Genomic DNA, 26503 nt, shown 5'->3' with positions numbered 1-26503 from the left:
TCTATGGGAAAACCATTTTGGAGAAGTGTCGAATACTTCTTCACCGGAAATTATTCCGCCGACGATGGAAATAACGACATTGTTGCCATCGGTTTTGGCGGCGAAATTCATGCTTATGGCGGAGATGATCATATTCATCTGGGGTCGATCGGAGCCACGGTATATGCCGGTTCAGGTAACGATACGGTATCGGCGGGGGCCGGCTATCTAAAAGTTGAGGATACGACGGGGAACCTGAGCGTTCGAGGCGCTGCGGGTTATGCTGACATCAAGAAAAACGGAGACGGTAATCTCTCATTTTCAGGTGCTGCTGGTGGTGTAGATATTGGTCATGACGGCCAGCATGGCAACATCAGCTACGCGGGTGCTGCGGCTTACAACCACATTAAGCGTCAAGGGTTATCAGGCCATGTTTCTTTCCAAGGTGCTGGTGGCTACAACGCTATCTGGCATGAAACCAATCATGGAAACTTGAATTTCGAAGGTGCAGGTGCGGGCAATAAAATCGATCGTACTTGGTTTAATCAGTATCAAGGTTCTCAAGGTGATGTGCGTTTTGTCGGCGCGGGGTTTGCTAACAGTATTAGCTCACGTGTTGAAAGCGGTAACCTGCACTTTAGTGGCGCTGGTGCGGATAACCATTTGGTTCGCAAAGGCAAAGTTGGGGATATTACCCTAGAGGGTGCCGGGGCATCCAACCGAATTGAGCGTACGCACAATGCGAACGATGTGTATACCGAAACACGCGGTAATATTCGCTTCGAAGGTGTAGGTGGTTACAACAGCCTTTACTCTGATGTGGCACATGGTGATATTCATTTCTCGGGCGGCGGTGCTTATAACACCATTACTCGTAAAGGTAGTGGCGGCGACTTTGATGCTCAAGGTATGGAATATGCCAAAGCGGATGAGATCGTTCTCACTGCCGCACAGATGCACGGTTTATCGATTGATAACGGCAACAAGTTCCATGCGGTTAACGCCGTAAAATCAGAGCGAGAGCCCAATACCTATTTGTTTGCTATTGCAGATGGTAATTATACCAAAATCAACAAAATCCGTCTCTATAACGATGCCGAATCCGGCAAACTCAAGTACTACTCAGAGGCGTGGTTTAAGCAGGGTAATTACTTAACCGATCTTGCTCATTCCGATGTTTCTTCTTCAGGTGGCTTTGAGTCCAATCCAGTCAACGGTGGTTACACCCTTTCTAATATTGCCATTGAACATCAGCAATCAGTGACTGTTCATGCGGTTGAGAAAAGCTTGACTGAATATGAGTGGGTGACTTACGCCAATGGTGCGGTGATTGATGCGAAAGATGTGTCATTGTCGGATGCCAAAATGGGTGGTCACGCGATTTATGCTGATGGCACTAAGGTTGATGTCAAAGCGGTGAAATCAAACCGCAAACCCAACACTTATGTTTACGCTAAAGTGCTTGGGCCTTACACAAAAATTGTAGTGGTTGAGCTGGCTAACGATGCCGAAACCGGTGCGCTGAAATATCAAGCTCGCTCTTGGTATAAAGAAGGTGATCACACTGCCAATATAGCCAACCAAGATATTTCGTCTGCAACTGGGTATAACCCAATGGGCAAAGGGGGCTACTCGCTCAGCGACTTGCATTACAGCGTTAACGCGGTAAGAAGTACCAGCGAAACAGTGGCCGATATCGACGAATACACGGATCAAACCTTATTCAAACCCGTAAGTGATAGCGGCGAAAGCTCTGGCGATGTTCATTTCAATGGTGTCGGTGGCGGTAACGTTATTAAATCCAACGTAACACGCGGTCATGTTTACTTTAACGGTGGCGGTCTTGCCAACGTGATCCTGCATAGCTCTCAGTTCGGTAACACTGAATTTAACGGTGCTGGCGCGGCGAACGTGATTGTCAAAAGTGGCGAAGAAGGGGATCTCACCTTCCGCGGCGCAGGTTTGGCAAACGTATTAGTGCACCAAAGTCAGCAAGGCAAGATGGATGTTTACGCGGGTGGTGCGTTGAACGTGCTGGTTCGTGTCGGTAACGGTGACTATCTGGCTCACTTATTGGCTTACGGCAACATCTCGGTACAGAAAGGCCAAGGCAATAGTCGAGTTACTCTACTGGGCGGCTATAACACGCATACGCAAATCGGTAGTGGTGATGCACTATGGCTAGCGGCTGGCGGTTTCAATGTCATGACGCAAGTCGGTCAAGGCGATGTGGCTTCGGTACTGGCTGGTGGCGCAAACGTACTGACCAAAATGGGTGATGGTGAACTCACGGCGGGCATGCTGGGTGGTGCGAACGTGATTACCCATATCAGCAGTGATGATCAATTATCGAATACCACGGCGGTGGCACTCGGCGGCGCAAACATTCTCACCAAAAAAGGCAAAGGCAACACCCTTGCTGTGATGGGCGGAGGCGCTAACGTACTCACCCATGTCGGTGATGGCACCACAACGGGCGTAATGGTAGGCGGCGCGAACATTCTAACGAAAGTCGGGAATGGCGACACGACAGGCATTATGCTTGGTGTTGGCAACGTGCTAACGCATGTTGGTGATGGCCAAACACTTGGCGTAATGGGCGCCGCAGGCAACATCTTCACTAAAGTGGGCGATGGAACATCCATTGCGGTCATGATTGGTGCTGGCAACATCTTCACCCATGTGGGAGAAGGGAATGCTTGGGCGCTGATGGGCGGCTTGGGTAACGTCTTTACCAAAGTAGGCAACGGTGATGCTCTCGCGTTAATGGTGGCAGAAGCCAACGTCTTCACTCACATTGGTGATGGCATGTCGGTGGCACTGATGTTAGCCAAAGGCAACGTTGCGACAAAAGTGGGTAATGGAACCACACTCGCTGCAATGGTTGGTAACGCCAATATCTTCACTCACGTAGGCAGTGGCAGCACGTTTGCTGCAATGATCGGTCAAGCCAACATTATGACCAAAGTGGGCGATGATCTCACCGCTGCGCTGATGGTCGGTAAAGCTAACATCTACACCCATGTCGGTGATGGAACCAGCTTAGGAATATTTGCGGGCGAAGTGAACGTGATGACCAAAGTCGGTAACGGCACAACGCTGGCGGCGATGTTCGGTAAAGCGAACATCATGACGCATGTCGGCGATGGTTTAACCGGTGTCTTAGCACTGGGCGAAGCCAATATCGTCACCAAAGTGGGTGATGATTTCATGGGTGTTGTGGCCGCGGCGAAAGCCAACGTCGTGACTCATGTCGGTGATGCAACCACCGCCGCTGTATTGGCGGGTAAAGGCAATATCCTCACCAAAGTGGGCGAAGGCACCACGGTAGGTTTGTTGATTTCCGATATCGGCAACGTGATGACTCATGTCGGAGATGGCACGACCATTGGTATTGCCAAGGGCAAGGCAAACATTATTACCAAAGTCGGTGATGGCTTGGGTGTTAACGTGGCTTGGGGTCAAGCTAACGTGTTTACTCATGTAGGTGATGGAGATCGCTATAATTTTGCCAAAGGTGAAGCCAACGTCATCAGCAAAGTGGGCGATGGTCAAGAAGTCTCTGTCGTGCAAGGTCAAGCCAATATCATTACCCATGTGGGTGATGGTGATGATTATACCGGTGCTTGGGGTAAAGCCAACGTTATCACCAAAGTGGGTAATGGCCGAAATGTTGTGCTAGCCAAAGGTGAAGCCAACATCGTGACTCAAGTGGGTGATGGCGATAGCTTTAACGCACTTTGGAGTAAGGGCAACATCGTCACCAAAGTCGGTGATGGTATGCAGGTGACCGCCGCGAAAGGTAAAGCGAACGTAACGACTCGAGTGGGAGATGGCCTAAACGTCACCGCCGCTTATGGGGATGCCAATATTAACACCGTGGTTGGTGATGGTATTTCGGTCAATGTTGCTTGGGGCCAATACAACGTCAATACCAAAATCGGCGATGGTTTGAACGTCGCGGTCATGAAAGGTAAAGCCAACGCTAATATTCATGTTGGTGATGGTTTAGGGGTTAATGCTTCTTACGCTCAAAACAACGTGGCGATCAAAATCGGTAATGGTGATTTCTACAGTTTGGCGGTCGCGTCGAGCAACACCAGTAGCAACAAGCTCTCCGCCCTGTTTGATAACATCAAGCAAACCGTACTTGGTGTAGGTGGTAGCCAAGCAATCAACTACTTAGTGCAAGGCGATGAAGCATCATCATCCGGCACGCATAAAGGCCGTGGTGCGATTGCGACACCTGAAATCACCAAGCTGGATGGCTTCCAAATGGAGGCGATTGAAGAAGTGGGCTCTGATTTGGGAGACAGCCTAACAGGTAGTGTGACCAAGGTAGACGCACCTGATCTCAATCAAATGCAAAATGCGCTCAGCGTTGACGACTCTTCGGACCAAGTTCAAGGGCCAAATCTCATTGTTAATGGCGATTTTGAGCAGAGTGATTTCGGTTGGAGTTCTACGCATGGTGTCGAAGCTTATGTTTCTGCAAGTTCATATGGTTTGGAGCGGGATGGGCACGGTAACAATGTGTCTGAATTGGCAACAGATCAAAGCACGACTATCTACCAAGATATTCAGAACCTGACGGAAGGCGAGGTCATTGCTGTGAGCTTTGATTTTGCAAAACGTGCAGGCATTTCTAATAACGAAGGCATTGACGTTCTCTGGAACGGCGAAGTGGTTTTCTCATCGTCTGGTGACGCCTCTGCTTGGCAGCAAAAAACCTTAAAGCTGACCGCTCATGCCGGCAGTAATCGTATCGAATTCAAAGGCACAGGCCACGATGATGGGTTGGGCTATATCTTAGATAACGTAGTTGCGAAATCAGAAACGCCACAGCAAACTAATGCGGTGAGTGAGCATGCAACGCAAAATCAAGCGTCGCAGAATGCCCTATCAGATAAAGAGCGCGCAGAAGCGGATCGCCAGCGTCTAGAACAAGAAAAGCAGAAACAGCTCGATGCTGTCGCAGGTTCGCAAAGCCAGCTGGAATCTACCGACCAACAAGCCTTGGAAAATAATGGTCAAGCTCAACGCGATGCAGTGAAAGAAGAGTCGGAAGCCGTGACGGCTGAGTTGACCGAACTGGCACAAGGTCTCGATGTGCTCGATGACAAAGCCACGCATACGGGTGAGTCGGGCGACCAATGGCGCAACGATTTTGCCGGTGGCTTGCTTGATGGTGTTCAAACCCAATTGGACAACGCAAAACAGGTTTCTGGTGAGCAGATTGCTGCCGCGAAACAGACGCACGCGGACAATCAAAACAAAGTCAAAGATTCGGTTGCACAATCGGAAGCAGGCGTCGCAAAAGGTGAGCAAAACCTGGCGGGTGCAGAGCAAGGCATTGCTGATGCTAAAACTGATGCTGAAAAACGTAAAGCTGATGCTTTGGCAAAAGGCAATGACGCGAAACAAGCCGAATCTGACGCACACAGCGCAGCAAACGACGCGCAATCGCGTGGTGATCGCGATGCGATGAACGCGGAACATAAAGCCAACCAAGTGCAGAATGATGCGAAAGGGGCTAAGCAAAACGAAAGCGATCGACCTGATCGTCAAGGTGTTGCGGGCAGCGGCCTTGTGGGTCAAGCACATAGCGTCGAAGCCGCTGGTGTTGCGGGCCGCCATATCAACGCTGACAGTCAAACAAACGCTGATGGCCGCTTTAGCGAAGGTTTGAGCGAGCAAGAGCTAGAAGCCTTAGAAGGTGCGACCAATGCAGTCAACCGCCTGCAAATTAACGCAGGAATTCGAGCGAAAAATACGGGTAGTTCTGTCACTTCTATGTTCACTGAGACAAACGCCGACAGCATTGTTGTGTCAACAACGGCCTCTCAGGATGTGAGCCGAAAAGAGATTCACATTTCAGGGGTGAACCTTGAAAGCTTAGGCGAAGCTTCGCATGACTCTGCAGAATCGCTTGTAGCTGCTCGCGCAGAAAAAGTGGCGAATCTTTATCGCTGGCTAGACACCGATAATGACGCGGCGACAGATAAGTATGTACCAGTTCCAGGTTTTGAGCGCGTCGATGCCGATGTCTCTGATGAAGCCAAGGAGCGCATGATTCAATTTGTTGGTGGCTACATCGAACACACTGACAACCAAGTACCGAAAGATCAAGCGCAAGCATTAGCCACTTTGTTTGTTGAAGCTACGCTCGATTATGACTGGGACAAGCGCGTTGAATTTCTCACCAAGCTTGAGAGCTATGGTTATAGTTTTGAAGCGCCACACGGTGAGAAAAGCATTGTTTCGTTCTGGTCTGGTAGAAACTTTAAGGAATACCGAAACGTACTCGACAATGCGCAGGTTGATGGCAAAAAGGTAGTTTACGACATTGATGTTAAGGGCAATGCGTTTGCAATCGACCTAAACAAGCAATTGATGCGTTGGGGGGGCATGTTCCTCGACCCAGATAACGCTGAGCAAAATCAATTGAAATCGTCAATTGATGCAGCAACGTTCAGTAATACGGGTTTTTGGAGTTCAGTCTATGCAACGGGCGCACAAAATGATGTTTATGTTATTGCCCAAGGTGGCATGCGTCTTGGCAACTATTTCTGGAATGTTGAACTTCCTGCGCTGCGTCAATTGCAACGCGAAGGATTAGTGGGTGAAATCCGACTGCTGGATAAGCCAGTCTCAGCATACAAAGATATTCCTGTCGAAGATATTGGGCGCAGGCTAACTGATGCTGGTGTTGCCGTTAAAGTACGCTTTGATGCGTTGAGTCACGAAAAACAAGCTGATCTTTTGGCCGACAATCCAGATGGTTACAAGGCCGATACGCTGGTTGAACTGGATGTGAAGCTAAGCGCGATCGATAGCATGTTGCGTGAATCTCTACCATTCTATTCACTTCGTACTGAGCGCAATCTCTTGGTGCAAGAAGGCGATAAAGGTTTTGAAGTTCGATCGTGGCCGGGAACCGATGGAAAGAGAAAGACTATTCTTCTTGATAATCCTGAAGATGCAGCTCAACAAAAATCCATTGAGCGTTTCATTTTGGCCAACTTCGATAATTTTGAACAAATGCCCGATGAGCTCTTTTTGGTGGATAACAAGGTTATCTCACATCATGAGGGTCGCACGCGTGTTTTGGCACAAAAAGAAGAGGGTGCTTGGACGTACAACACCAAAGCAGAATTGATGTCTGTCACCGAATTACTCGATGCTGCCAGTGTTACAGGGAAGATCCGTGGTGAAAGCTATCAGCAAGTGATTGACGCGCTGGCTGAATACCACTTCTTTATCACTAAGCATGCTGATTTCGAGCTGGAGTCAGTGGAAAAACTGCTTAACCTGCGTAAAAAAATTGAAGGCTATGTACTTGGACACCCAGACTCAGGGCGTGTTGAAGCAATGAATTCACTGCTAAATCAGGTGAATACGCGTTTAGATGAAGTTTCGGTTCTTTCAGTCGCAGAGCAAAGCATCAAAACTCACGATAGCTTTAGCCGTCTGTATGACCAGCTTGATAACGCCAACTTGAAGGAGAGTAAACATCTGTATCTGGATGGAAATGGCGATTTCGTCACTAAGGGCAAAGGTAATCTTGCCAATATCGATCAGCTAGGCGGTAGCGATGCTGTACTTGAAAAAGTAAAAGCAGCCGTAAGTCATGAATATGGTCAAGTTGTTGCCGATACGATCTTCGCAGGGCTTTCTGCAAACGATCTTGCAAAAGATGGTAAAGGTATTGATATTGCTGGGTTAAACAAAGTACACCAAGCGATTGAACAGCACATGTCGCCAGTGAGCGCGACCATGTACATCTGGAAGCCGAGTGATCACAGCACACTAGGTCACGCCGCATTGCAAATTGGCCAAGGTCGCACGCAGCTTGAAGGTCAAGCCGCGGCTGATTTCAACAAGCAGAATTATGTGAGTTGGTGGCCACTAGGTAGCAAGTCATCCAATATCCGTAATATCTTCAACGTTGCAACAAAAAATCAGCCTGATCTTAAATTGCGTTGGAGCGACTTCAGCCAACCAGCTCATCAAAATGACACACTTGAGCATGATATGGTGTCAGAAGAAAACGATGGCTTTGGTTTGAATGACGGCGAAACTAAGCTGAAACGCTTTATCGAAAAACTCAATGCCGCTAAAGGTATTGATGCCTCTTACAAAGACGCTTCTGGAGGTTACGCGAGTGTGCTACTGGGCAACCCGGATATACTTGAAACGACAGGCATTCCAGCACATGTATTCCAACCATTCGTTGAACAGTGGAATGACACCAGTTACGACATGATGGATGTAGCAAACCGTTTTGCCGAAGAGCTACAGAAACAAGCTAAAGCGAGTGGCGATCCTGCCCTGGTGGAAAAACGCATCGATAATGTGGTTCGTCAGTTTGCTGAAAGAGCGCTGGAAGAAATCGAAGCCTTTAAGGCCAGCCAAGCGGATGAAGGCCGTGTATTCCGCATTAACTTAGAAGGGCTTAATACTGCGGCAATGCAGGCAGAATGGCATCGTCTAAGTAACGACCCGGATGCGCGTTATCAACTGCTCACCAAAAACTGCTCTAGCACGGTCGCTAAAGTGTTGAAAGCGGGTGGGGCAGATAAACTCATTGGTCACACATGGCTGCCTAAGTTTGGTGTTTGGACGCCGACAGAGCTATTTAACTTTGGTCAAGCGTTACAAGAGGCCCAGTTAGAAATCGTGGCTAAGAAGCAAAGTCATCAAGTAAGCGATGTCCTTGATGCTCTATCAGGCAACGAGAAGCAGAAAGAAACCGTCGCCATCGAAAATGATGGTACGCCACCGCGCGATAAAGAATCTCTGAGCCCATTGACTCGCTTCCTCAATAACGAGTTGTATGGCGATAAAGAAGCTCGCCGTAAGATTGGCGAAATCACGCAAACCCTACTTGACCATGCGGTAGAACAAGGTGAATCGCAGAAAGTCACCTTGAAAGGGGAATCGGGCCGTCTAACGGGGTACTATCATCAGGGAGCTGTATCAAGCGACACTGAAACGAGCGCGACCAGCGGCAAAGTCGTGTTGTTCCTGCACGGTTCTGGTTCTTCTGCTGAAGAGCAAGCGAGCGAGATTCGCAACCACTACCAGAAACAAGGTATCGACATGCTCGCAGTCAACCTGCGTGGCTATGGTGAAAGCGACGGCGGACCAAGCGAAAAAGGCTTGTACCAAGATGCTCGCACCATGTTCAACTACCTAGTGAATGACAAGGGTATTGACCCAAGCAACATCATCATTCACGGCTACTCAATGGGTGGCCCGATTGCCGCAGATCTAGCCCGTTATGCAGCGCAAAATGGCCAAGCGGTTTCTGGCTTATTGCTTGACCGTCCTATGCCAAGTATGACCAAAGCGATCACCGCTCATGAAGTGGCGAATCCAGCGGGCATTGTAGGGGCTATCGCGAAAGCGGTTAACGGTCAGTTCTCAGTGGAGAAGAACCTAAAAGGCTTGCCAAAAGAGACGCCGATTCTGCTGCTAACGGACAACGAAGGTTTAGGCGAAGAAGGCGAGAAGCTACGAGCTAAACTCGCGATTGCTGGCTACAACGTCACGGGTGAACAAACCTTCTATGGCCACGAAGCGAGCAACCGCTTGATGGGGCAGTACGCGGATCAAATTGTCTCCGGTCTGTTTAATGCAGAGCAAGCAGCGGTAGAAGCGGGCGAAGTGCTGAAAGGGCTAGAGAAAGACTTTAAACGCTATGGCGACGCGCTGAAACCTGATACGAGCGTACCGGGTAAATCGAAAGACATTCGTACCACTAAAGATTTCCTAAATGGTTACAAAAACGACCATGCGAAGGAGATCGTTGACGGCTTCCGCTCAGATATGAGCATCAAGCAACTGGTGGATCTGTTTGTTAAAGGCAACTGGAGCGCAGAGCAAAAAGGTGCGCTTGCTTGGGAAATCGAAAGTCGTGCACTGAAAGTGACGTTCCAGAACAAGTCTGAGAAGTACAACCGATTGTTCCGTGAGATTGCTTCTGCTGGCGTGGTGGATGCGAAAGCGACTGAACAGCTCGCGCCACAGTTAATGCTGTTGAACCTATCGAATGACGGTTTTGGTGGACGTTGTGATCCACTTTCTAAACTCGTTTTGGTTGCGAAACAGCTGGAAAACGATGGTCAAGTTGGCGTGGCAAGACAACTGCTGGAGAAGATGTACTCTGCGGCAGCGGTGCTGAGCAATCCAACCCTTTACTCAGACAGTGAAAAAGCCAATGCAAGCAAGTTGCTCAGCAGCTTAGCGGCCATTCATGCGAAGAACCCAATGCATGATACGTCGATGAAAGTGTGGCAGGAAAAGCTGGAAGGGAAGCAAGCGCTGACCGTAAACGGTGTGGTTGAGAAAATCACTGATGCATCGGCTAACGGCAAACCTGTGTTGTTGGAACTTGATGCTCCGGGGCATGCGATGGCAGCTTGGGCAAAAGGCTCAGGCGACGATCGTGTTTACGGCTTCTACGATCCAAATGCTGGTATTGTTGAGTTCTCATCAGCAGAGAAGTTTGGCGACTACCTAACGCGTTTCTTCGGCAAGTCCGATCTGAACATGGCTCAAAGCTATAAGCTGGGTAAAAACGACGCAGGTGAAGCAATCTTCAACCGCGTGGTGGTAATGGATGGCAACACGTTAGCAAGCTACAAGCCAACCTTTGGTGATAAGACCACCATGCAGGGGATCCTCGATTTACCTGTGTTTGACGCTACACCGATTAAAAAGCCCGGTGCTTTAGATGTCGATGGCAATGCAAAAGCTGTAGATGATACGAAAGAAGCATTGGCTGGTGGAAAGATACTTCACAACCAAAATGTGAATGACTGGGAACATGTTGTTGTGACTCCGACAGCGGACGGCGGTGAAAGCCGTTTTGATGGTCAAATCATCGTGCAAATGGAGAACGATGATGTCGTTGCAAAAGCCGCTGCGAACCTTGCGGGTAAGCACCCAGAAAGCAGTGTGGTGGTGCAGATCGATTCAGACGGCAACTATCGCGTGGTGTATGGTGACCCATCGAAACTGGATGGAAAGCTGCGCTGGCAATTGGTTGGCCATGGGCGTGATGATTCAGAACACAACAACACTCGCTTAAGTGGCTACAGTGCCGATGAACTTGCAGTGAAATTGGCGAAGTTCCAGCAGGCATTCGGCCAAGCGGAAAACATCAGCAACAAGCCTGACCATATCAGTATTGTCGGTTGCTCTTTAGTGAGTGATGACAAGCAAAAAGGCTTTGGCCATCAATTTATCAATGCCATGGATGCCAATGGTCTTCGCGTCGATGTGTCTGTTCGCAACTCTGAACTTGCGGTAGACGAAACGGGACGTAAGCATACCAAGGACGCGAATGGTGATTGGGTTCAAAAGGCCGAAAACAACAAAGTATCACTGACTTGGGATGAGCAAGGGCAAGTGATCGCGCGAGATGAACGTATTCGTAACGGTGTGGCGGAAGGGGATATCCATCTTGCTCGTGTTGGTGCGAGTGAGGTTAATGAGCCAGCACGTGGTGCCATCGGCGACAACAGTGAGGTGTTTGAAGCACCTGAAAAGCGTAAAACGGAAACGGATACTACGGCATCGGCGGGCAGTGACAATAAGCTCAGCTACTCGGGCAATATTCAGGTCAACGTCGGTGATGGTGAGTTCACCGCAGTTAACTGGGGTACGTCAAATGTTGGTATTAAAGTGGGTACGGGAGGCTTTAAGTCGCTGGCCTTTGGTGACAACAATGTCATGGTTCATATTGGTAATGGTGACAGCAAACATAGTGTCGACATCGCTGGTTATCAGGCGCTTGAAGGTGCTCAAATGTTTATGGGTAACCGCAACGTAAGTTTCAATATGGGTCGCAGTAATGACCTTATCGTGATGATGGATAAGTCGATCCCGACACCGCCACTGGTCAATCCATTTGATGGTGCATCACGTATTTCAGGAGTATTACAAAGCATCGCACAATCAGGAAAGGGTGCCGATTGGTTAGCGGCTCAAGAACAGCAGTGGACACTCTCTGGTGCGAAAAAATTTGTCAAAGAGATGTCCGGTCTCGATCAAACTAGCAGTGTTGACTACAGCAGTTTGGTTGATTTGGACTCTCAGAATGAGCGCAGCAGCCGCGGCTTGAAGTCTGACGCTGAAGCAACGTTGAATAAAAAGTACAACCAGTGGCTAAGTGGCAATAGTAATAATGATACTGGCAAGATGAGCCGTGCGGATAAGTTCCGTCAAATGAACGAGAAGTTGGCCTTTAACTTCGCGGTCGGTGGTCAAGGAGCCGATATTCAGGTCACCACGGGCAACTGGAACTTTATGTTCGGAGACAACATCCAAGCGATTTTGGATACCAATCTCGGTTCATTGTTTGGCGTGTTAACCCAGCAATTCTCAGCAACGGGAATGGCTCAAACGACCTTTACCTATAATCCGCAAGACTTGCCTCGTCAGCTTAAGAATAAGCTGCTGGGTAAATTTGCTGAGGTCGGTGCAGAGACGACTTTAGGTGATATCTTCGGTGTCAATTACACCGCTGATGGCAAAATAGTCTCTCGTACTGATGAAGCGGTAGATGGCGTTGCCATTTTAAAAGAGATGCTAGAAGTGATAGGCGAGTTTGGTGGTGAGCAGCTCAGCGCATTTACTGACCCAGAAAAATTGCTAGATAGCCTCAAAGCGGGAATCGATATGGGGGCCGATGGTCTTCAATCCTTTGCTGAAAGTCATGGACTGAAAGAGAAAGCACCAGAGGAAAACGATACAGCGCAAGTGACTCTCAATGGCGCGCCTGCGGCAACGGAAAACGTATCAGCCACTGTTGAAGAAACCAAACCAGAGCGCGCATTTGGTTTTAATGCGCTCAATTTGCCCAATTTATTTGCCACCATGTTTAGCAAAGATAAGCAGGCAGAGATGGCATCATTGGTCAGTAATCTGAAGCAGAATCTAACCGCCGATTTGCTCAATATGAAGGATAAAACGTTTGATTTCCTTCGTAACAGTGGGCATTTGCAAGGGGATGGCGATATGAACGTTTCTCTGGGTAATTACAACTTCAACTGGGGTGGTGACGGTAAAGATCTCGGCGCTTATCTAGGCGACAATAATAACTTCTGGGGAGGACGTGGAGACGATGTGTTCTACGCAACGGGAGTCTCCAATATTTTCACCGGCGGTGAAGGCCACGATATGGGCGTTTTAATGGGTCGCGAGAACATGATGTTCGGCGGTGATGGTAATGATACGGCAGTTGTGGCCGGACGCATTAACCACGTCTTTATGGGCGCGGGTGATGATCAATCCTTTGTCTTTGGCGAAGGTGGTGAGATCACCATGGGGTCAGGTAATGACTATGCGGTCACTTCAGGTAACTTCAACCGTGTGGACATGGGAGACGATCAAGACTTTGCTGTAACCATCGGTAATAACAACCAACTTGATCTTGGTGCAGGCAATGACTTTGCGAGAGTCTTTGGCAATCACAACCGAATTGATGCTGGCCAAGGAAACGATGAAGTCAAACTGATGGGTTACCATGCTTCGATTAATGCTGGCGAGGGCGAGGATTACTTAATTGCCGCCGCCATCTCAAAATTCAGCACATTAAACGGTGGTGAAGGTAGCGATGTCATGGTGCTTGGGGGTTACCAAAATACGTTCAAAGGCGGTGCTGGCGTAGACAGTTTTGTGGTCAGTGGTGAGGTGATCGATAACGTGGTTGAAGATATTCGCCAAGGTGAAAACATCATCTTCAACGGTATTGATTGGAACCGTTTATGGTTTGAGCGTAGTGGTTACGATCTGAAAATCTCTATGGCACGCCATACTGATACCTCTTCCGATCAAACGCTATTTGATGCGTTAGGTTGTGTGACTTTCAATGATTATTTTGCAAATAATCGAGCCAAACTTATTATCGGTTTAGGTGAAAAAGACGCTCAAGGCGAGCAGGAATATACCTGTTTGACTGATAATGCGTTAGACAACCTCATTCAAGCGATGAGTTCCTTCGCGCCTAAGGTGGGAGAAAGCAACTTTATGGATGGATTAGCTTCTCAGCCTCAGCAAGCGATTATGGCCGCATGGTCGGATGTGAATACCGGGAAGTTTAGCTTGTCGTAATCATGTCTTTCATGGGTTAAAACCAGCCTTTGTGGGCGTGTCTGTTTGACAATAGCGCCCATATAAACCTAAAAACGCCTCCTGATTTTGTAGAAAACAGGGGGTGTTTTTTTAGGCTCAAATAGGCAAAACCTAGCCGATACTAGCGAATACGAGTAAACTCTTCTCTTTTCATGGAAGAGCCCAAAAGCAATGTTAAAACAAGATCATAGCCAAGCAATACAGCAAAGAATCGATCAAAAAACCAAACCGTTGGGAGCGCTGGGCCAACTTGAGTCATTAGCACACCAGCTCGCCTTAATCCAAAGTCAAAATCAGCCTCAGCCCACTCAGCAGATCACCATTCATAAGCCTACAGTACTGGTCTTTGCTGGCGATCACGGCATTGCAGATGAAGGCATTAGCATTGCGCCAAGCGCGGTGACTCAGCAAATGGTGCTTAACTTTCTGGCGGGTGGTGCGGCCATCAACTGTTTTTGTCGCAGCAATCAAGTCGAGATGAAAGTAATAGATTGCGGGATTTTACTCCCTGTAGAAAGCGACAATCCGCACTTTCTTGTGCAGCGCTTAGGTAGCCGAACGGAGAACTTTGCTCGCCAAGCGGCGATGTCTGTAGAGCAAGTGAAACAAGGGCTATTGCTAGGCAATCAGGCCGTGCAGCAGGTGATCCGTGCGGGGTCCAATATGGTGATGTTTGGTGAAATGGGCATTGGCAATACCAGTAGCGCTTCTGCGATATTAGCGGCACTTTCTAAACATTCTGTTGAACAGTGTGTTGGCTACGGCACTGGCATTTCAACACAGCAATATCAGAAAAAAATACAGTTGGTGAAGCAAGGTGTAACACGCTGCCGTGGTTTGGATCCAGAAACGGTCCTTGCGGAAGTAGGCGGCTTTGAAATTGTGCAAATGGTCGGAGCATTTTTAGGCGCTTACCAGCAGCAAACGCCGATTCTGGTGGATGGATTTATCGTCACGGTAGCCGCGTATGTGGCCACACTTATTGAACCAGATTGCCGCGAGTTGATGATTTTTGCTCATCAGTCCCATGAATCGGGCCATCAACGCGTACTGGAACTGTTAAACGCGACATCACTGCTTAATTTAGGGTTGAGGTTGGGTGAGGGAACGGGTGCTGTATTAGCGGTACCTTTGGTCAAAGCGGCCGCCGAGTTTTACAACACCATGGCCAGTTTTGCCGACGCAGGAGTGACAGTGTAATGCTGCGCGTTTTCGCTTATCAATTAGAGCTGTTCTGGTTGGCGTTGAGTTTTTTCTCGCGCCTTCCTATTCCTAACAATACGCCCTATTGCAGTGAACGAATGAACCGATCTGGGCGCTATTTTTCCTTGGTTGGTCTATTACTCGGCGCGATCTGCGGTGCCATCTACAGTGTGCTGATCCTGATTTTACCAAACGAGGTAAGCATCGCACTGACGATGGTGGTTAGTTTGCTATTAACAGGGGCGTTTCATGAAGATGGCTTAACTGACATGGCGGACGGCATTGGCGGAGGAATGACGGCTGAGCGCCGTTTGAGCATCATGAAAGATAGCCGCATTGGCACTTATGGTGCGGCCAGTTTAGTGATGGCGCTACTGTGTAAGTTTCTCTTTTTAGAGGCGCTACTTGGTTATGGCAACGTATTAATGGTGTGGGTACTAGGCTACAGTTTTAGCCGTGCGATAGCGGCATCGTTGATTTTCGACATGCCGTATGTAAGCGATCTCGATAGCAGCAAAAGTAAGCCGCTAGCCAATAAACAAACCCTTCCAGAGCTCATTTTTCTACTGCTGTGCGGCTTAGCGCCTGCGTTATGGTTTGGTTGGCAGGTAAGCTTAAGTTTGGTATTGGTTGCTGTAGTTTTTCGTATTTTCTTCAAAGCTTGGTTGATGGCGCGTATTGGTGGCTTCACGGGTGATTGCCTTGGCGCTGCACAACAGATTATGGAACTGCTGATCTATCTGCTGCTTATTGTATTCGCTGGGTTGGGTTATTTGAGCATGGGAATGATTGAATAATGGTGCATTTGATTTTGGGTGGCGCGCGTAGCGGTAAGTCTTGTTTCGCTGAACAGGCCGCAAAGCAAGAACACCAAGCCCTTCTAATGCGGCTGCCGCAGGCTCAGCTTAACTATGTTGCCACCGCGATTGCGTTTGATGATGAAATGCAGGCAAGGATTGCTCACCACCAGCAGCAAAGAACGTCGGAATGGCAAGAGCACGAATGCCCTGAACAACTGCCTGAGTTAATTGCCACTTTTTCGGCACATGATGTGGTATTGGTGGACTGCTTAACGCTGTGGCTGAATAACGTTATCTATAACCATGGCCAGCAAGCTCACGAAGCGGAGATAAAAAAGCGAGTCGAGCAACTCTGTTTTGCCGTTGAGCAAACGCCCGCCACTTTGGTTATCGTCGCTAACGAAGTGGGCCTTGGCGTGATCCCGATGGGGGAGGTTTCGCGCTTATTTGTCGATAACGCGGGCTGGCTTAACCAAGCGCTAGCCAAGTTAGCAACCCGAGTGAGCTTTATTGCGGCGGGCTTACCGATTGTTTTAAAAGACATCGCTTTAAAAGGCTCACAATGATCAATCTCTATTTGATGCGCCACGGTAAAACCGTCGGTCGGCCTGCGCTCAATGGTAAAACAGATGTGCTCGTTGAAGCGCATCGGCAAGAGCAGATCGCTCATACTTTGCTGAGATCCCGTTACTCCTTCTCAAACATCATTACTTCGCCGCTACGCCGTTGCCATGATTTAGCGCAGCAACTGGTTTTACAGCAGCCGAAATTGGATTACCAAATTGAGCCTGATTTCCAAGAGATGGATTTTGGTGACGTCGATGGCGTGGCCTTTGATGAACTGCAATCGATGTGGCCAGTAGTGGAAACTTTGTGGACCAATCCGGCCCAACATCAACTACCGAATGCAGAAAACTTGGCCGATTTTCATCAGCGTGTAACTCGTGCTTGGGAGGCTCAGATTAAAGAGATCAAGCAAGACACTTTAATCATCGCTCATGGTGGAACAATCAGAATGATACTTGCCAATGTTCTAGGCACTGATTGGCAAAACCAATATTGGTATAGTGTGTTGAATATCGACTATCAATCATTAACTCATATCCAAATAGGAAAAGATAACGCTAAGAATGTGAGTGTGAAGAGCATCGGAATTCAAATTTAGCACCGGGTGAGCATGCAGTAGAGTATGGAGTAACTATCAGATTTAATGATAGAATTCCCGGCAATTAACGCCGGCCTCTGGTTAAGCGTATTTTGTATAAGGTATTGAGACGATCGTTGATGAGTTAAGTTTACCCTTATCCATCTTGATAAGTGGGATCGCCTCAACATAAATTGCTTCTACAATTCATTAACATACCGCTGTGCAATAAAGGAGTAACGCATGACGAAGTCCCTTTTCCGCCAATCTTTCCTATTTGATAGTTTGGATTTAGACCAAGAAATGGTCACTGGCGAAATCAAAACGGCAGCTGGTATTACGCTTAAAGTGCTCTCGCGTGGAGTGCTCGAAGTGATTCCCGCTCATCTCAACGATGAGAGTAAGCACATCATTATTTCTTGTGGTATTCATGGTGACGAAACTGCGCCAATGGAATTAGTAAATAAGCTGGTGGATGATATTCAGTCAGGTTTTCAAGCGGTCCAACACCGCTGCTTATTTATTGTGGCTCATCCTCAGGCGACGAATCAACATACCCGTTTCGTGCAAGAAAATTTGAACCGTTTATTTGATGATAAAAAGGGCAATACCTCCCTGGAAAGAGAGATTGCACAGCATCTCAAACAGACAGTGAAAGACTTTTTCGAACACACCGCTGAGCAAAACCGGTGGCATCTTGATTTGCACTGTGCGATTCGTCACTCCAAACATTATTCGTTTGCCGTCAGCCCTAAATCCCGCCATCCTGTCCGCAGCCGCGCGCTGATGGCATTGATTGAAAGTGCGCATATTGAAGCGGTGCTGCTTTCAAATTCACCCTCGAGTACCTTCAGTTGGTACAGTGCAGAGAATTTTGCCGCGCAAGCTTTAACGCTTGAGCTGGGACAAGTCGCACCTCTTGGTCAAAACAACCTAGAGCGATTAGTCGCGTTTGACTTAGCCATGCGCGATTTGGTAGCCAATGCGACACCTGAACACTTGCCAAGAAAGCCAACCATTTATCGTGTCAGCCGTACCATCGTCCGTTTGCATGACGATTTTGATTTCATGTTTGATGATAACGTCGAAAACTTCACCGCGTTTAAACATGGTGAGGTATTTGGTCATGATGGTGAAAAGCCACTCATGGCGAAAAATGAAGATGAAGCGATCGTATTTCCTAACCGAAAAGTGGCATTAGGCCAGCGCGCCGCGTTAATGGTGTGCAAAGTGGCGACACGCTATGAAGACGATCAATTGGTATACGATTAACCGATGGTACTTTTGGCTTGTTAATCTTTTGACCTGTTAACCTTTTGGTCTGTTGACAAGGTTAACAGGCGATTGCTTTGGTATATCACTTTCTATTTAAATGGCTTAACGGTAAGGTTAGGCCATTATTGTTTCTCTTACTTACATATAAGCGCATGACGTTCAATCAGTTACTCTTAAAAAAACAGCGTCGCTGGCATTACGCCCTCTACGCTATGCTGGCATTGTTGATTACGATGAGTGCGTTTTATTTGATGGTGGGTGAACTCTTTATCAGCCCATTTCACACTTGGTCACCACTGGAATGGCAGTTAGTGACTGAACTTCGTGCTCCTCGTCTGCTCTCTGCCGTCATCATTGGTGCTTCACTAGCCGTATCAGGCGCGGCGCTGCAAGTGCTATTAGGGAATGTTTTGGCAGAGCCGGGCGTGCTTGGTATTTCTGGTGGCGCCAGTGTGGCGATGGTAGTGGTGCTGTTTTTCTTCCCTGCCTTGGCCTCCCCTGAAATTTTCATGCTTTGTGCCGTAGTCGGTGCGATGGTGTTTACTCTTTTACTGGTCAGCATGGCTAAAGCGATGCGTTTAAGCACAACTCGCTTACTGTTGGTCGGTGTGGCGCTGGGTATTTTATCTGGTGCTGTGGTGACATGGGCGTTTTATTTCAGTAATGATCTCAGTTTAAGGCAACTGGTTTACTGGTTGATGGGCAGTATTGGTGGTGCAAGCTGGTATCAACATACGCTTTCATTAGCTGCGCTTCCGGTGATCATCTGGCTTGCTCTGCAAGGAAAAACGTTAGACAAACTGATGTTGGGCGAAACTCATGCAAAGCAGTTAGGTGTGGATGTGCATCGACTACGTTGGAAATTGATTTTTTCCGTGTCGCTGCTGGTAGGAGCTGCGGTGGCATTGGGCGGTGTGATCAGTTTTGTTGGGTTGGTTGTTCCGCATTTATTGCGCTTGGCGTTTGGTTCTGAAAACCGCTACCTTTTACCTATGTCGGCTCTGTTCGGCGCACTCTTACTGGTTTGCGCGGATACCGTTGCCAGAACGGCGCTTAATGCTGCTGAGCTTCCACTTGGTGTCGTCACTACCACCATTGGTGCGCCGATTTTTATTTGGATGTTGTTGAAAAACCATGATTCACGTTAATAGCCTGCAGGTTTCATCACGCTTATTACCACTCTCTTTTACCTGCCAAGCGGGAGAGGTGCTGCATGTTATTGGGCCTAATGGCAGCGGAAAAAGCACTTTACTGTCGGCGTTAGCTGGCGTGACAGAGAGCCAAGGTGAGGTCTACATTGGTGATCTTCAGCTTTCAAGCGCATCGTTAGAGGCGCTGTCACTGCACCGAGCTTATCTGTCGCAAAACGACAAGCCTGTTTTTAATGTCGATGTTTATCAATATCTTGCCTTAGCGATCCCCAGTTGCGCCGATTTACATTCTCAGGTTGTTAATCAAGCCGTGGTTCATCTCACTCAACGATTGAATATTCAAGACAAATTGCATCGATCCATTCACCAACTGTCAGGCGGCGAATGGCAACGTGTCCGCTTGGCCGGTATTTGCTTGCAAATTTGGCCAACCTTAAACCCTTACGCGCAGTTATTGATATTAGATGAACCTGCGGCGCCTCTTGATATTGCTCAAGAAGGGTTGCTTTATCGTTTGATTGAAGAGGTTGCACAGCAAGGGATAGCGGTAGTGATGGCCAATCACGATCTCAATCGAACATTGCGCCATGCCGATCGCGTTCTGTTACTGCAAGATGGCGTATTGCAAAGTTCCGGCTCGGTTGAACAAGTATTAGAGAGCCAAGCGTTAAGTGCAGCGTTTCAGACTCAGGTGAAGCAGGTTGTTGTTGAAGGAAAGCCTTACCTTATCTTTGATTAAAAGCACAACTGTCGTGCAGTCAGCACACTTTTAGCGCATTAATGTGCTGAAGATAGAATGATAAAAATAGTAAGTCTATTAAAAACAAATAGTTAGGTTTTATGTGAAAGTTGGCACGCCAATCGCATTAATAGAATCGATACATTCTCGTTCTTGTTAGGCTTTTTATAAGTCTCTTAACCACCTTGCTCCCACAAGGTGGTTTTTTTTATCTGAGTCTTTGCAAGGTTATTGCGTCAATGAAGCAAGGTCAGCAGGACGGTAATAGACTGATTTAAGCACTTTACCTTGGCGAATCGTTTTGCCTTCAGAGACAAAATCTTGTGCACATTTAGCAATAATGTAGTCGCCTTTTTGTACGGCCATCAGCTCAATACCTTGTTCAGCATAGTAGGCTTGTGTATCGGCATACTCTTTTTCATTGCGACACACTTTACTCATGTTCGAGCTGTGTACTTCATCCCAGCATGGAATAAATTCGATGCCACGATTCACGGCAACATTGAGCAGAAGATCAATCAAATAGCTGATCGCTAAGTTGTCACTCACTTGGCTATGTCCAAGGTGGACTAAACGACCCATCAAAACATACACAGTATCGATGATCGCATCCGCTTGTTCCGTTTTGTTGTCAGCTTCAGCAAGTTCAGTCAACTCTTCAATCGCGAGCGAAGTATGCAACGTGTCAGCTTTATCGTTTAAGCTGCTGGCATCAGCAACGGGAAGATCAAAGGTGCTACGAAACTCGGTAATATCGCGGTAAAGATGATCGTAAATCTCTTGAGTAAGCTTGGATAAATGCATTATCTCGGTCCATTGGTTTGGTTAACAGGGATTGTGACGCGTAGTAACAAATTAATAGTAATAAACTGATAGTAAGAAAATGGATAGTAACAAACTGATGGTAAAGCTGCGACCCATGCCATCAGTTTGGTTAAAGAACAGGGTTACTTATTGAGAAACAAATAAGGAAACAGTTGGCGGCGTTCTTGGTCACTTAGAGCACTAACACGAGCGATATTGGTATCGGGAATCGCTTCTGGGTTAGGGTAGTGCTTGAGTACTTTTTCCATGCTCTCTTCGCGAATAAGATGGAAAATCGGGTACGGCGAACGGTTAGTTAGGTTTTCGTCATCTTCGGGGCGTGTGCCGCCAAAACAGTAGTGAGGGTGAAAGGTAGCAACTTGAAAGATTCCTTGCCAATCTTGTTGCGTAATTAATGCTTCGACCCAATCGATAAAAAAGTTGTACTCAAAAAAATCTTCGAGCATGTTTGGCACCACCACTAAGGTGGTCTCAAGAGACTGTGCCGAGCTGCCTTCTAACTCTAGCAATTGTTGCAAAATATCTTGCAGCAATTGTTCTTCAGTATCGGCTTCACTGACGAAAATTTTGATCTGCTGGTTACGTTGTGGTTTTGCGGCGAAAGGGCAGAGATTTAAGCCAATCACCACATCGTTAAGCCACTGTTCGACTTCAGTTGTGATGGCGGTTTTATTTATCGTTACGCTCATAGTGCTTATTAAAACAGTCAATTTGGCGCAAGCATAACATGAGTCTTTTGATAAAGTGAGTGGATAACACTACTTGATCAATTCATGCAGCGGTTTGCGGTGCGCCAGTGCGCGGTCATCATGGCGCAATTTCCAACAGAGAAAAAACATCGCCACATACAACACCATTCCACCCGAAACCACCACCGTCCAACCGCCATTTTGCCAGCAATAGAGTAGGAAAAACCCGCCGAGGCTGCCACCCACATAATAATGAACCAAATACAGAGCGGTCGCGGTTGCTTTTGCGCTGCTGGCCTTTTGGCTCACCCATGAATAGGCGAGCGTATGAGTAAAAAAGGCGCCGAAACTGATCAACATTAAACCGATCAGCATAAACGGGATTGATTCAACCAAGGCTAGCCACATCCCCGATAAACTGAGCAAGGCTCCCAACATCATGCCCGAAATGGCATTGTAGCGTTTTGTCCAGTTGGCGGTCAGTTTCGAGCTGAGTGTTCCCGCCAAATAACATAGGAAGATCAATGATGCTAAGCCAATCGGTAGCGAGTAGGGTTCGGCGACAAGCCGAAAGCCCATCACTGAGTAGAGATTAACAAACAGCGCGAAGTTAGTACCACCAATCAGCATCGCTAGCCACAGTGTGCGGTTAGAAAGATGTTTTACCAGCGCACGATTGTGGTGAAAGAACAAGCCTCGTTGCGGCGTGAAATTGCGTTGAATGGGCAGTAACCACAGCACAATGATGGCGCATACGAAAGTCAGTATGGCAATCACAATCACGGCTTGTTGCCAGCCAAAGGCATCGGTCAATATACCGCCTAAAATTCGGCCGCTAATACCACCTAATGAATTCGCAGCAATATAACCACCAATCGCTTGGCTAAATGCTTGAGGCGAAAGCTCCTCAGCCATGTAAGCCACGGCAACCGAAGCAAAGGCGGCCAATGCGACGCCCATTAGTGCACGTGTTAAAACCAGCACCCATAGCTGTTGGCTGATCAACATTAAGCTGCCGATTAATGGCATCATGAATAGCCCTAATAACATCACTTTGCGGCGGCCAAAGGATTCAGAGCTGATTGCCCAAGGGACTAAACTGACGGAGAGTGCGAGGGTTGATGCGGCAAATAACCAGTTAATTTGGGTTTCTGAAACCGCAAAATGCGTAGCAAGGTAGGGCAACATTGGCTGAAAAAGATAGAGATTACAAAAGACTAAGAACGAGCCGAGAGCAAGCCCCCAAGTGACTTTTCGGTATTCTTTACTGCCAATTTCGATCATGATTACGCTTCACTTACGTTATGTATCTGTGATCACAGTAGCAGTGGCTTGGTGATTAATAAAATATATTAAAAATATCGTCGTGATATATAAAATATATCCCAACCTCGTTGGACGAATCTCGCTTCGTTTGATTTTGTGGAACCATAAAGCTATGGATACTCGCCATCTAAAACATTTTTCGGCTGTGGTTCAATGCGGCAGCTTTACTTTAGCAGCCCAGCAACTGCACATTGCGCAGCCAGCACTCAGTATTTCGATTAAAAAATTTGAGCAGCAATTAGGGGTTGTTTTGCTAAAAAGAGATGAGCGAAAAGTGACGCTGACCCATGAAGGGCAAGTGTTATATGAGCACGCCACTCGTATTTTGCAGCAACTTGAAGATGCACAATTGGCGATGGATGAGCTTAAAGGGCTCGTCAAAGGTGAAGTGAGGCTCGGCGCGCCGAGCATGATGGGATCCTATTTCTTTCCAGAAATTGTAATGGCTTTTAAAAGTCACTTTCCCTTGCTAAAAATGACGGTGATAGAAGCGGGAACTCAGTCGATTAGAAAAATGTTGCTCAGTGGTGAGCTAGATATTGGCGTGATCCTCAATCATGATCTTCCTCCGGATTTAGAGGTTGATCCCCTCTTATCATCGCAAATGGTGGCGGTAGTGGGGAGAGAACATGAGTTAGCACAACGAGAATCGATAGATTTTAAAACCTTTTTTGAGCATGAATTGGTAATGTTTAAGCCCGGTTATTTCCACCGCGACTTCATTGATAAAGTGTGTAAAGAGCATAAGCTCAGCGCACATTTCTCTTTTGAAACCAATCTTTTGCCAATGATTTTAAGTATTGTCAAACATGAGTACGCAGTGACTGCGTTATTAGAGCTTGTAACGGAGCATGAACCGGATGTACGAGCGATCCCTTTTGAACCGCCAGTCTGGTTAGATTTAGCCCTCGCATGGCGCAAAGAGGGCTATTTGTCTAATGCCGACCGTACTTTTATTGAATTTGTGAAGCAGTACGTGTGAAAGGGGCTATGTGTATCGTTCGATTAACTTTGATAGATTTTTTCAAAGTTGTTTGGGTTCCAGCCAATCATAATTCGATCACCAATTTTTAAAGCCGGTACACTGCGCGCGCCGATCGCATCCAGTTCCTTCCGGCCGCGTTGCATTTTTGCGTTACATAAGCGGTAGGGGATCTGTTTGGCGTCAAGATAGCGCTGAGCATCTTTACAGTGCGGGCATTTATCTTTGACGTAGAGCACAATACGTTTCATCCAATTCACTCATTAACCGAACATAAAGGGCGGCAAGTTTACCCATCGAGGCGCTGAGTTTCAACTCTCTCGGATACGAAGCCTTGCTCCTTGTGATTGGAAAGATGAAACGCAGGCTTGATTCAGTTACACTTAGCGCCTTTTTTATGAGTCAGTTGCTGGGCTATGCATCCATCTTTTCGTTACATACAAAACTATCCGCCTCATCTCGTTTCACAAGTTGAACAGTTGATCACGGCCGGTAAATTCGTTAGCTGGTTTGAGCAACGCTACCCACAGCGCCATTCGATTCAAAGTGAAAAAGCGTTGTTTAACTACGCGATTGATCTCAAAAATCAATACATGAAGAAAACGGCGCCGATCAGTAAAGTGGTGTACGACAATAAAATCCACATTATCAATAACGCACTAGGGTTGCACAGTTATGTTGCCAAAGTGCATGGTGGGAAAATCAAATCTAAAAATGAGATCCGCATAGCGAGCATGTTTAAAGAAGCACCGGAGCCGCTGTTGCGCATGCTAGTGGTACATGAGCTGGCTCACATCAAAGAGAAAGAGCATAACAAGGCCTTCTATCAACTGTGTTGCCATATGGAACCGAATTATCATCAGCTCGAGTTTGATGCACGATTGTTTATGATGTATCTCGATTTAAAAGAGGAGCAGTAATGTCAGCCAAAGCGAAGTCGCAGAAAAGCCAACCTGAAGCGAGCCATAAAAAACCTGCGTTAAAAGCAAAGCTGGGGTTACATCCTCGTAATCAGCATCAAGGACAATACGATTTCCCCGCGCTGATTAATACACTGCCTGCTTTGAAGCCCTTTGTTATTCGCAACCCGAGTGGTGAACCGAGCATCAATTTCTCCGATGCGATGGCGGTGAAAATGCTCAACAAAGCGTTATTGGCACATCATTATCATGTGACACATTGGGATATTCCCGCTGGGTATTTGTGCCCGCCGATCCCCGGTCGAGCTGATTATATTCATCGCGTGGCCGATCTGCTGCTAGATGAGTGCCCATCAATCAAGCATGAAAAGGTTCAAGCACTTGATATTGGGGTCGGAGCGAACTGTATTTATCCGATAGTGGGTGTGGCAGAGTACGGCTGGCGCTATGTTGGTAGCGATATTGATCCTATCTCTATTAAATCCGCCAATCTGGTGGTTAATGGCAATGCTTCACTCAATGGGCGTATTGAATGCCGTTTGCAGAGTGATGCAAAACATATTTTTAAGCAGATTATTCAAGAAAATGAGCGTTACGATCTCACCACGTGCAACCCGCCTTTTCATGCATCACAAGTAGAGGCGCAGCAAGGCAGCGAACGTAAGTTGAAAAATTTACAGCGTAATCGAGTCAAAAAAGGTCAAGAAATTGCGGGGCAAGACGCTAACAGAAGTAAGGCGGTCACGCTCAACTTTGGTGGACAAAAAGCTGAGTTATGGTGCCCCGGTGGTGAAGCTGCCTTTATTAAAAACATGGCCTTTGAAAGTCAACACTACGCTCAGCAAGTGCTGTGGTTCACCACATTGATCTCTAAAAAAGAGAATGTACGTTGGATGCAAAAACAGTTAGATAAAGTGGGTGCTGCAGTGGTGAAGGTTGTTGAAATGCAACAAGGGCAAAAAGTGAGTCGATTCATCGCATGGAGTTTCCAAAATGACAGTCAACGCAAACAATGGTTAGCGGCAAAGTGCTAGGCTGACTTCGTTGATTGACTATATTGGTCAGTGAGTTGAGATAACAATAGAAGGAGTAAGGTATGGACTTTGACCTTTATTTACCTTGCCAACCCGGATGGATCTGCCAGCCCTTCGCTTATCTGTTTGCCTTGCTTGCGATGATTGGGCTTGGGTTTTTTATTCGTATTATCTATCGCGAATATCAAAAAATTCAGCGCGCTCAGAAAGTCAGACGTCTTCGCCGTATCCACTATCGTGATCGTCCTGGTGGCAAAGACGGTAGACCCACCAATATCAAATAACCCTTGCCCT

Annotated in this window: 16 protein-coding genes; 12 read left to right on the top strand and 4 right to left on the bottom strand. The window is 47.4% G+C overall.

The window, feature by feature from the left end:
• The first annotated feature begins 3 nt into the window (after positions 1–3).
• The 8 genes from rtxA (at position 4) to btuD (ending at position 20433) form a co-directional block, all read left to right on the top strand.
• Positions 4–14100, top strand: a complete 14097-nt coding sequence (gene rtxA, locus AACV20_RS13325) for an MARTX multifunctional-autoprocessing repeats-in-toxin holotoxin RtxA (protein WP_170907452.1) — start codon at positions 4–6, stop codon at positions 14098–14100.
• A gap of 192 nt (positions 14101–14292) precedes the next feature.
• Entirely contained in the window at positions 14293–15321 is a 1029-nt protein-coding gene (gene cobT / locus AACV20_RS13320; protein ID WP_170907451.1) for a nicotinate-nucleotide--dimethylbenzimidazole phosphoribosyltransferase, read from the top strand.
• Positions 15321–16121, top strand: a complete 801-nt coding sequence (locus AACV20_RS13315) for an adenosylcobinamide-GDP ribazoletransferase (protein ID WP_013856643.1) — start codon at positions 15321–15323, stop codon at positions 16119–16121. The genes cobT and AACV20_RS13315 overlap by 1 nt, the downstream gene beginning before the upstream one ends.
• Positions 16121–16690 carry a bifunctional adenosylcobinamide kinase/adenosylcobinamide-phosphate guanylyltransferase gene (cobU, locus tag AACV20_RS13310; protein WP_017044834.1) on the top strand — a complete coding sequence of 190 codons (570 nt, stop codon included), beginning with the start codon at positions 16121–16123 and terminating at the stop codon, positions 16688–16690. Before AACV20_RS13315 ends, cobU begins: the two co-directional genes overlap by 1 nt.
• Positions 16687–17289: a histidine phosphatase family protein gene (locus tag AACV20_RS13305; protein ID WP_088732562.1), complete on the top strand. Its 603-nt coding sequence runs from the start codon at positions 16687–16689 to the stop codon at positions 17287–17289. The genes cobU and AACV20_RS13305 overlap by 4 nt, the downstream gene beginning before the upstream one ends.
• Before the next feature lie 222 nt (positions 17290–17511).
• Positions 17512–18540 (top strand): succinylglutamate desuccinylase, encoded by a 1029-nt coding sequence (locus AACV20_RS13300; RefSeq protein ID WP_047691738.1) that lies wholly within the window; start codon positions 17512–17514, stop codon positions 18538–18540.
• A gap of 155 nt (positions 18541–18695) precedes the next feature.
• Positions 18696–19691, top strand: coding sequence for a vitamin B12 ABC transporter permease BtuC (gene btuC, locus AACV20_RS13295; protein WP_026028399.1), 996 nt, complete (start codon positions 18696–18698; stop codon positions 19689–19691).
• Positions 19678–20433: a vitamin B12 ABC transporter ATP-binding protein BtuD gene (btuD, locus tag AACV20_RS13290; RefSeq protein WP_170907450.1), complete on the top strand. Its 756-nt coding sequence runs from the start codon at positions 19678–19680 to the stop codon at positions 20431–20433. The genes btuC and btuD overlap by 14 nt, the downstream gene beginning before the upstream one ends.
• Before the next feature lie 228 nt (positions 20434–20661).
• On the opposite strand, the gene AACV20_RS13285 is transcribed toward btuD, so the two are convergent.
• From AACV20_RS13285 to AACV20_RS13275, 3 genes are all read right to left on the bottom strand, one after another.
• Positions 20662–21237, bottom strand: coding sequence for a nucleoside triphosphate pyrophosphohydrolase family protein (locus AACV20_RS13285; protein WP_010318603.1), 576 nt, complete (start codon positions 21235–21237; stop codon positions 20662–20664).
• 143 nt (positions 21238–21380) lie between these two features.
• Entirely contained in the window at positions 21381–21947 is a 567-nt protein-coding gene (locus tag AACV20_RS13280) for a DUF1415 domain-containing protein (RefSeq protein ID WP_026027360.1), read from the bottom strand.
• 69 nt (positions 21948–22016) lie between these two features.
• Positions 22017–23231 (bottom strand): MFS transporter, encoded by a 1215-nt coding sequence (locus tag AACV20_RS13275; protein ID WP_105977526.1) that lies wholly within the window; start codon positions 23229–23231, stop codon positions 22017–22019.
• Between the two features lie 154 nt (positions 23232–23385).
• Between AACV20_RS13275 and AACV20_RS13270 the strand changes: the two genes are divergently transcribed.
• Complete coding sequence (locus AACV20_RS13270) at positions 23386–24255, top strand: LysR family transcriptional regulator (RefSeq protein ID WP_170907449.1); 870 nt, start codon at positions 23386–23388, stop codon at positions 24253–24255.
• A 23-nt stretch (positions 24256–24278) separates the two neighbouring features.
• Here the strand turns inward: AACV20_RS13270 and AACV20_RS13265 are convergent, their stop codons facing one another.
• The gene (locus AACV20_RS13265; protein ID WP_010318599.1) at positions 24279–24506 is read right to left on the bottom strand and encodes a glutaredoxin family protein; all 228 of its coding nucleotides are present in this window, start codon (positions 24504–24506) and stop codon (positions 24279–24281) included.
• A gap of 165 nt (positions 24507–24671) precedes the next feature.
• On the opposite strand from AACV20_RS13265, the gene AACV20_RS13260 reads away from it, so the two are divergent.
• The 3 genes from AACV20_RS13260 to AACV20_RS13250 all read left to right on the top strand — a co-directional run bounded on the left by AACV20_RS13260 (position 24672) and on the right by AACV20_RS13250 (position 26493).
• On the top strand, positions 24672–25175 hold the full coding sequence (locus AACV20_RS13260; protein ID WP_010318598.1) for a M48 metallopeptidase family protein: 504 nt from the start codon (positions 24672–24674) through the stop codon (positions 25173–25175).
• On the top strand, positions 25175–26209 hold the full coding sequence (rlmF, locus tag AACV20_RS13255) for a 23S rRNA (adenine(1618)-N(6))-methyltransferase RlmF (protein ID WP_170907448.1): 1035 nt from the start codon (positions 25175–25177) through the stop codon (positions 26207–26209). Before AACV20_RS13260 ends, rlmF begins: the two co-directional genes overlap by 1 nt.
• Before the next feature lie 62 nt (positions 26210–26271).
• Positions 26272–26493 (top strand): hypothetical protein, encoded by a 222-nt coding sequence (locus tag AACV20_RS13250; RefSeq protein ID WP_170907447.1) that lies wholly within the window; start codon positions 26272–26274, stop codon positions 26491–26493.
• Positions 26494–26503: the final 10 nt, after the last annotated feature.

It is taken from the genome of Vibrio sp. B4-6 (assembly GCF_963888245.1).
In the GTDB taxonomy this organism is placed as follows: domain Bacteria; phylum Pseudomonadota; class Gammaproteobacteria; order Enterobacterales; family Vibrionaceae; genus Vibrio; species Vibrio anguillarum.
This window is presented reverse-complemented; position numbering and strand designations above follow the sequence as displayed.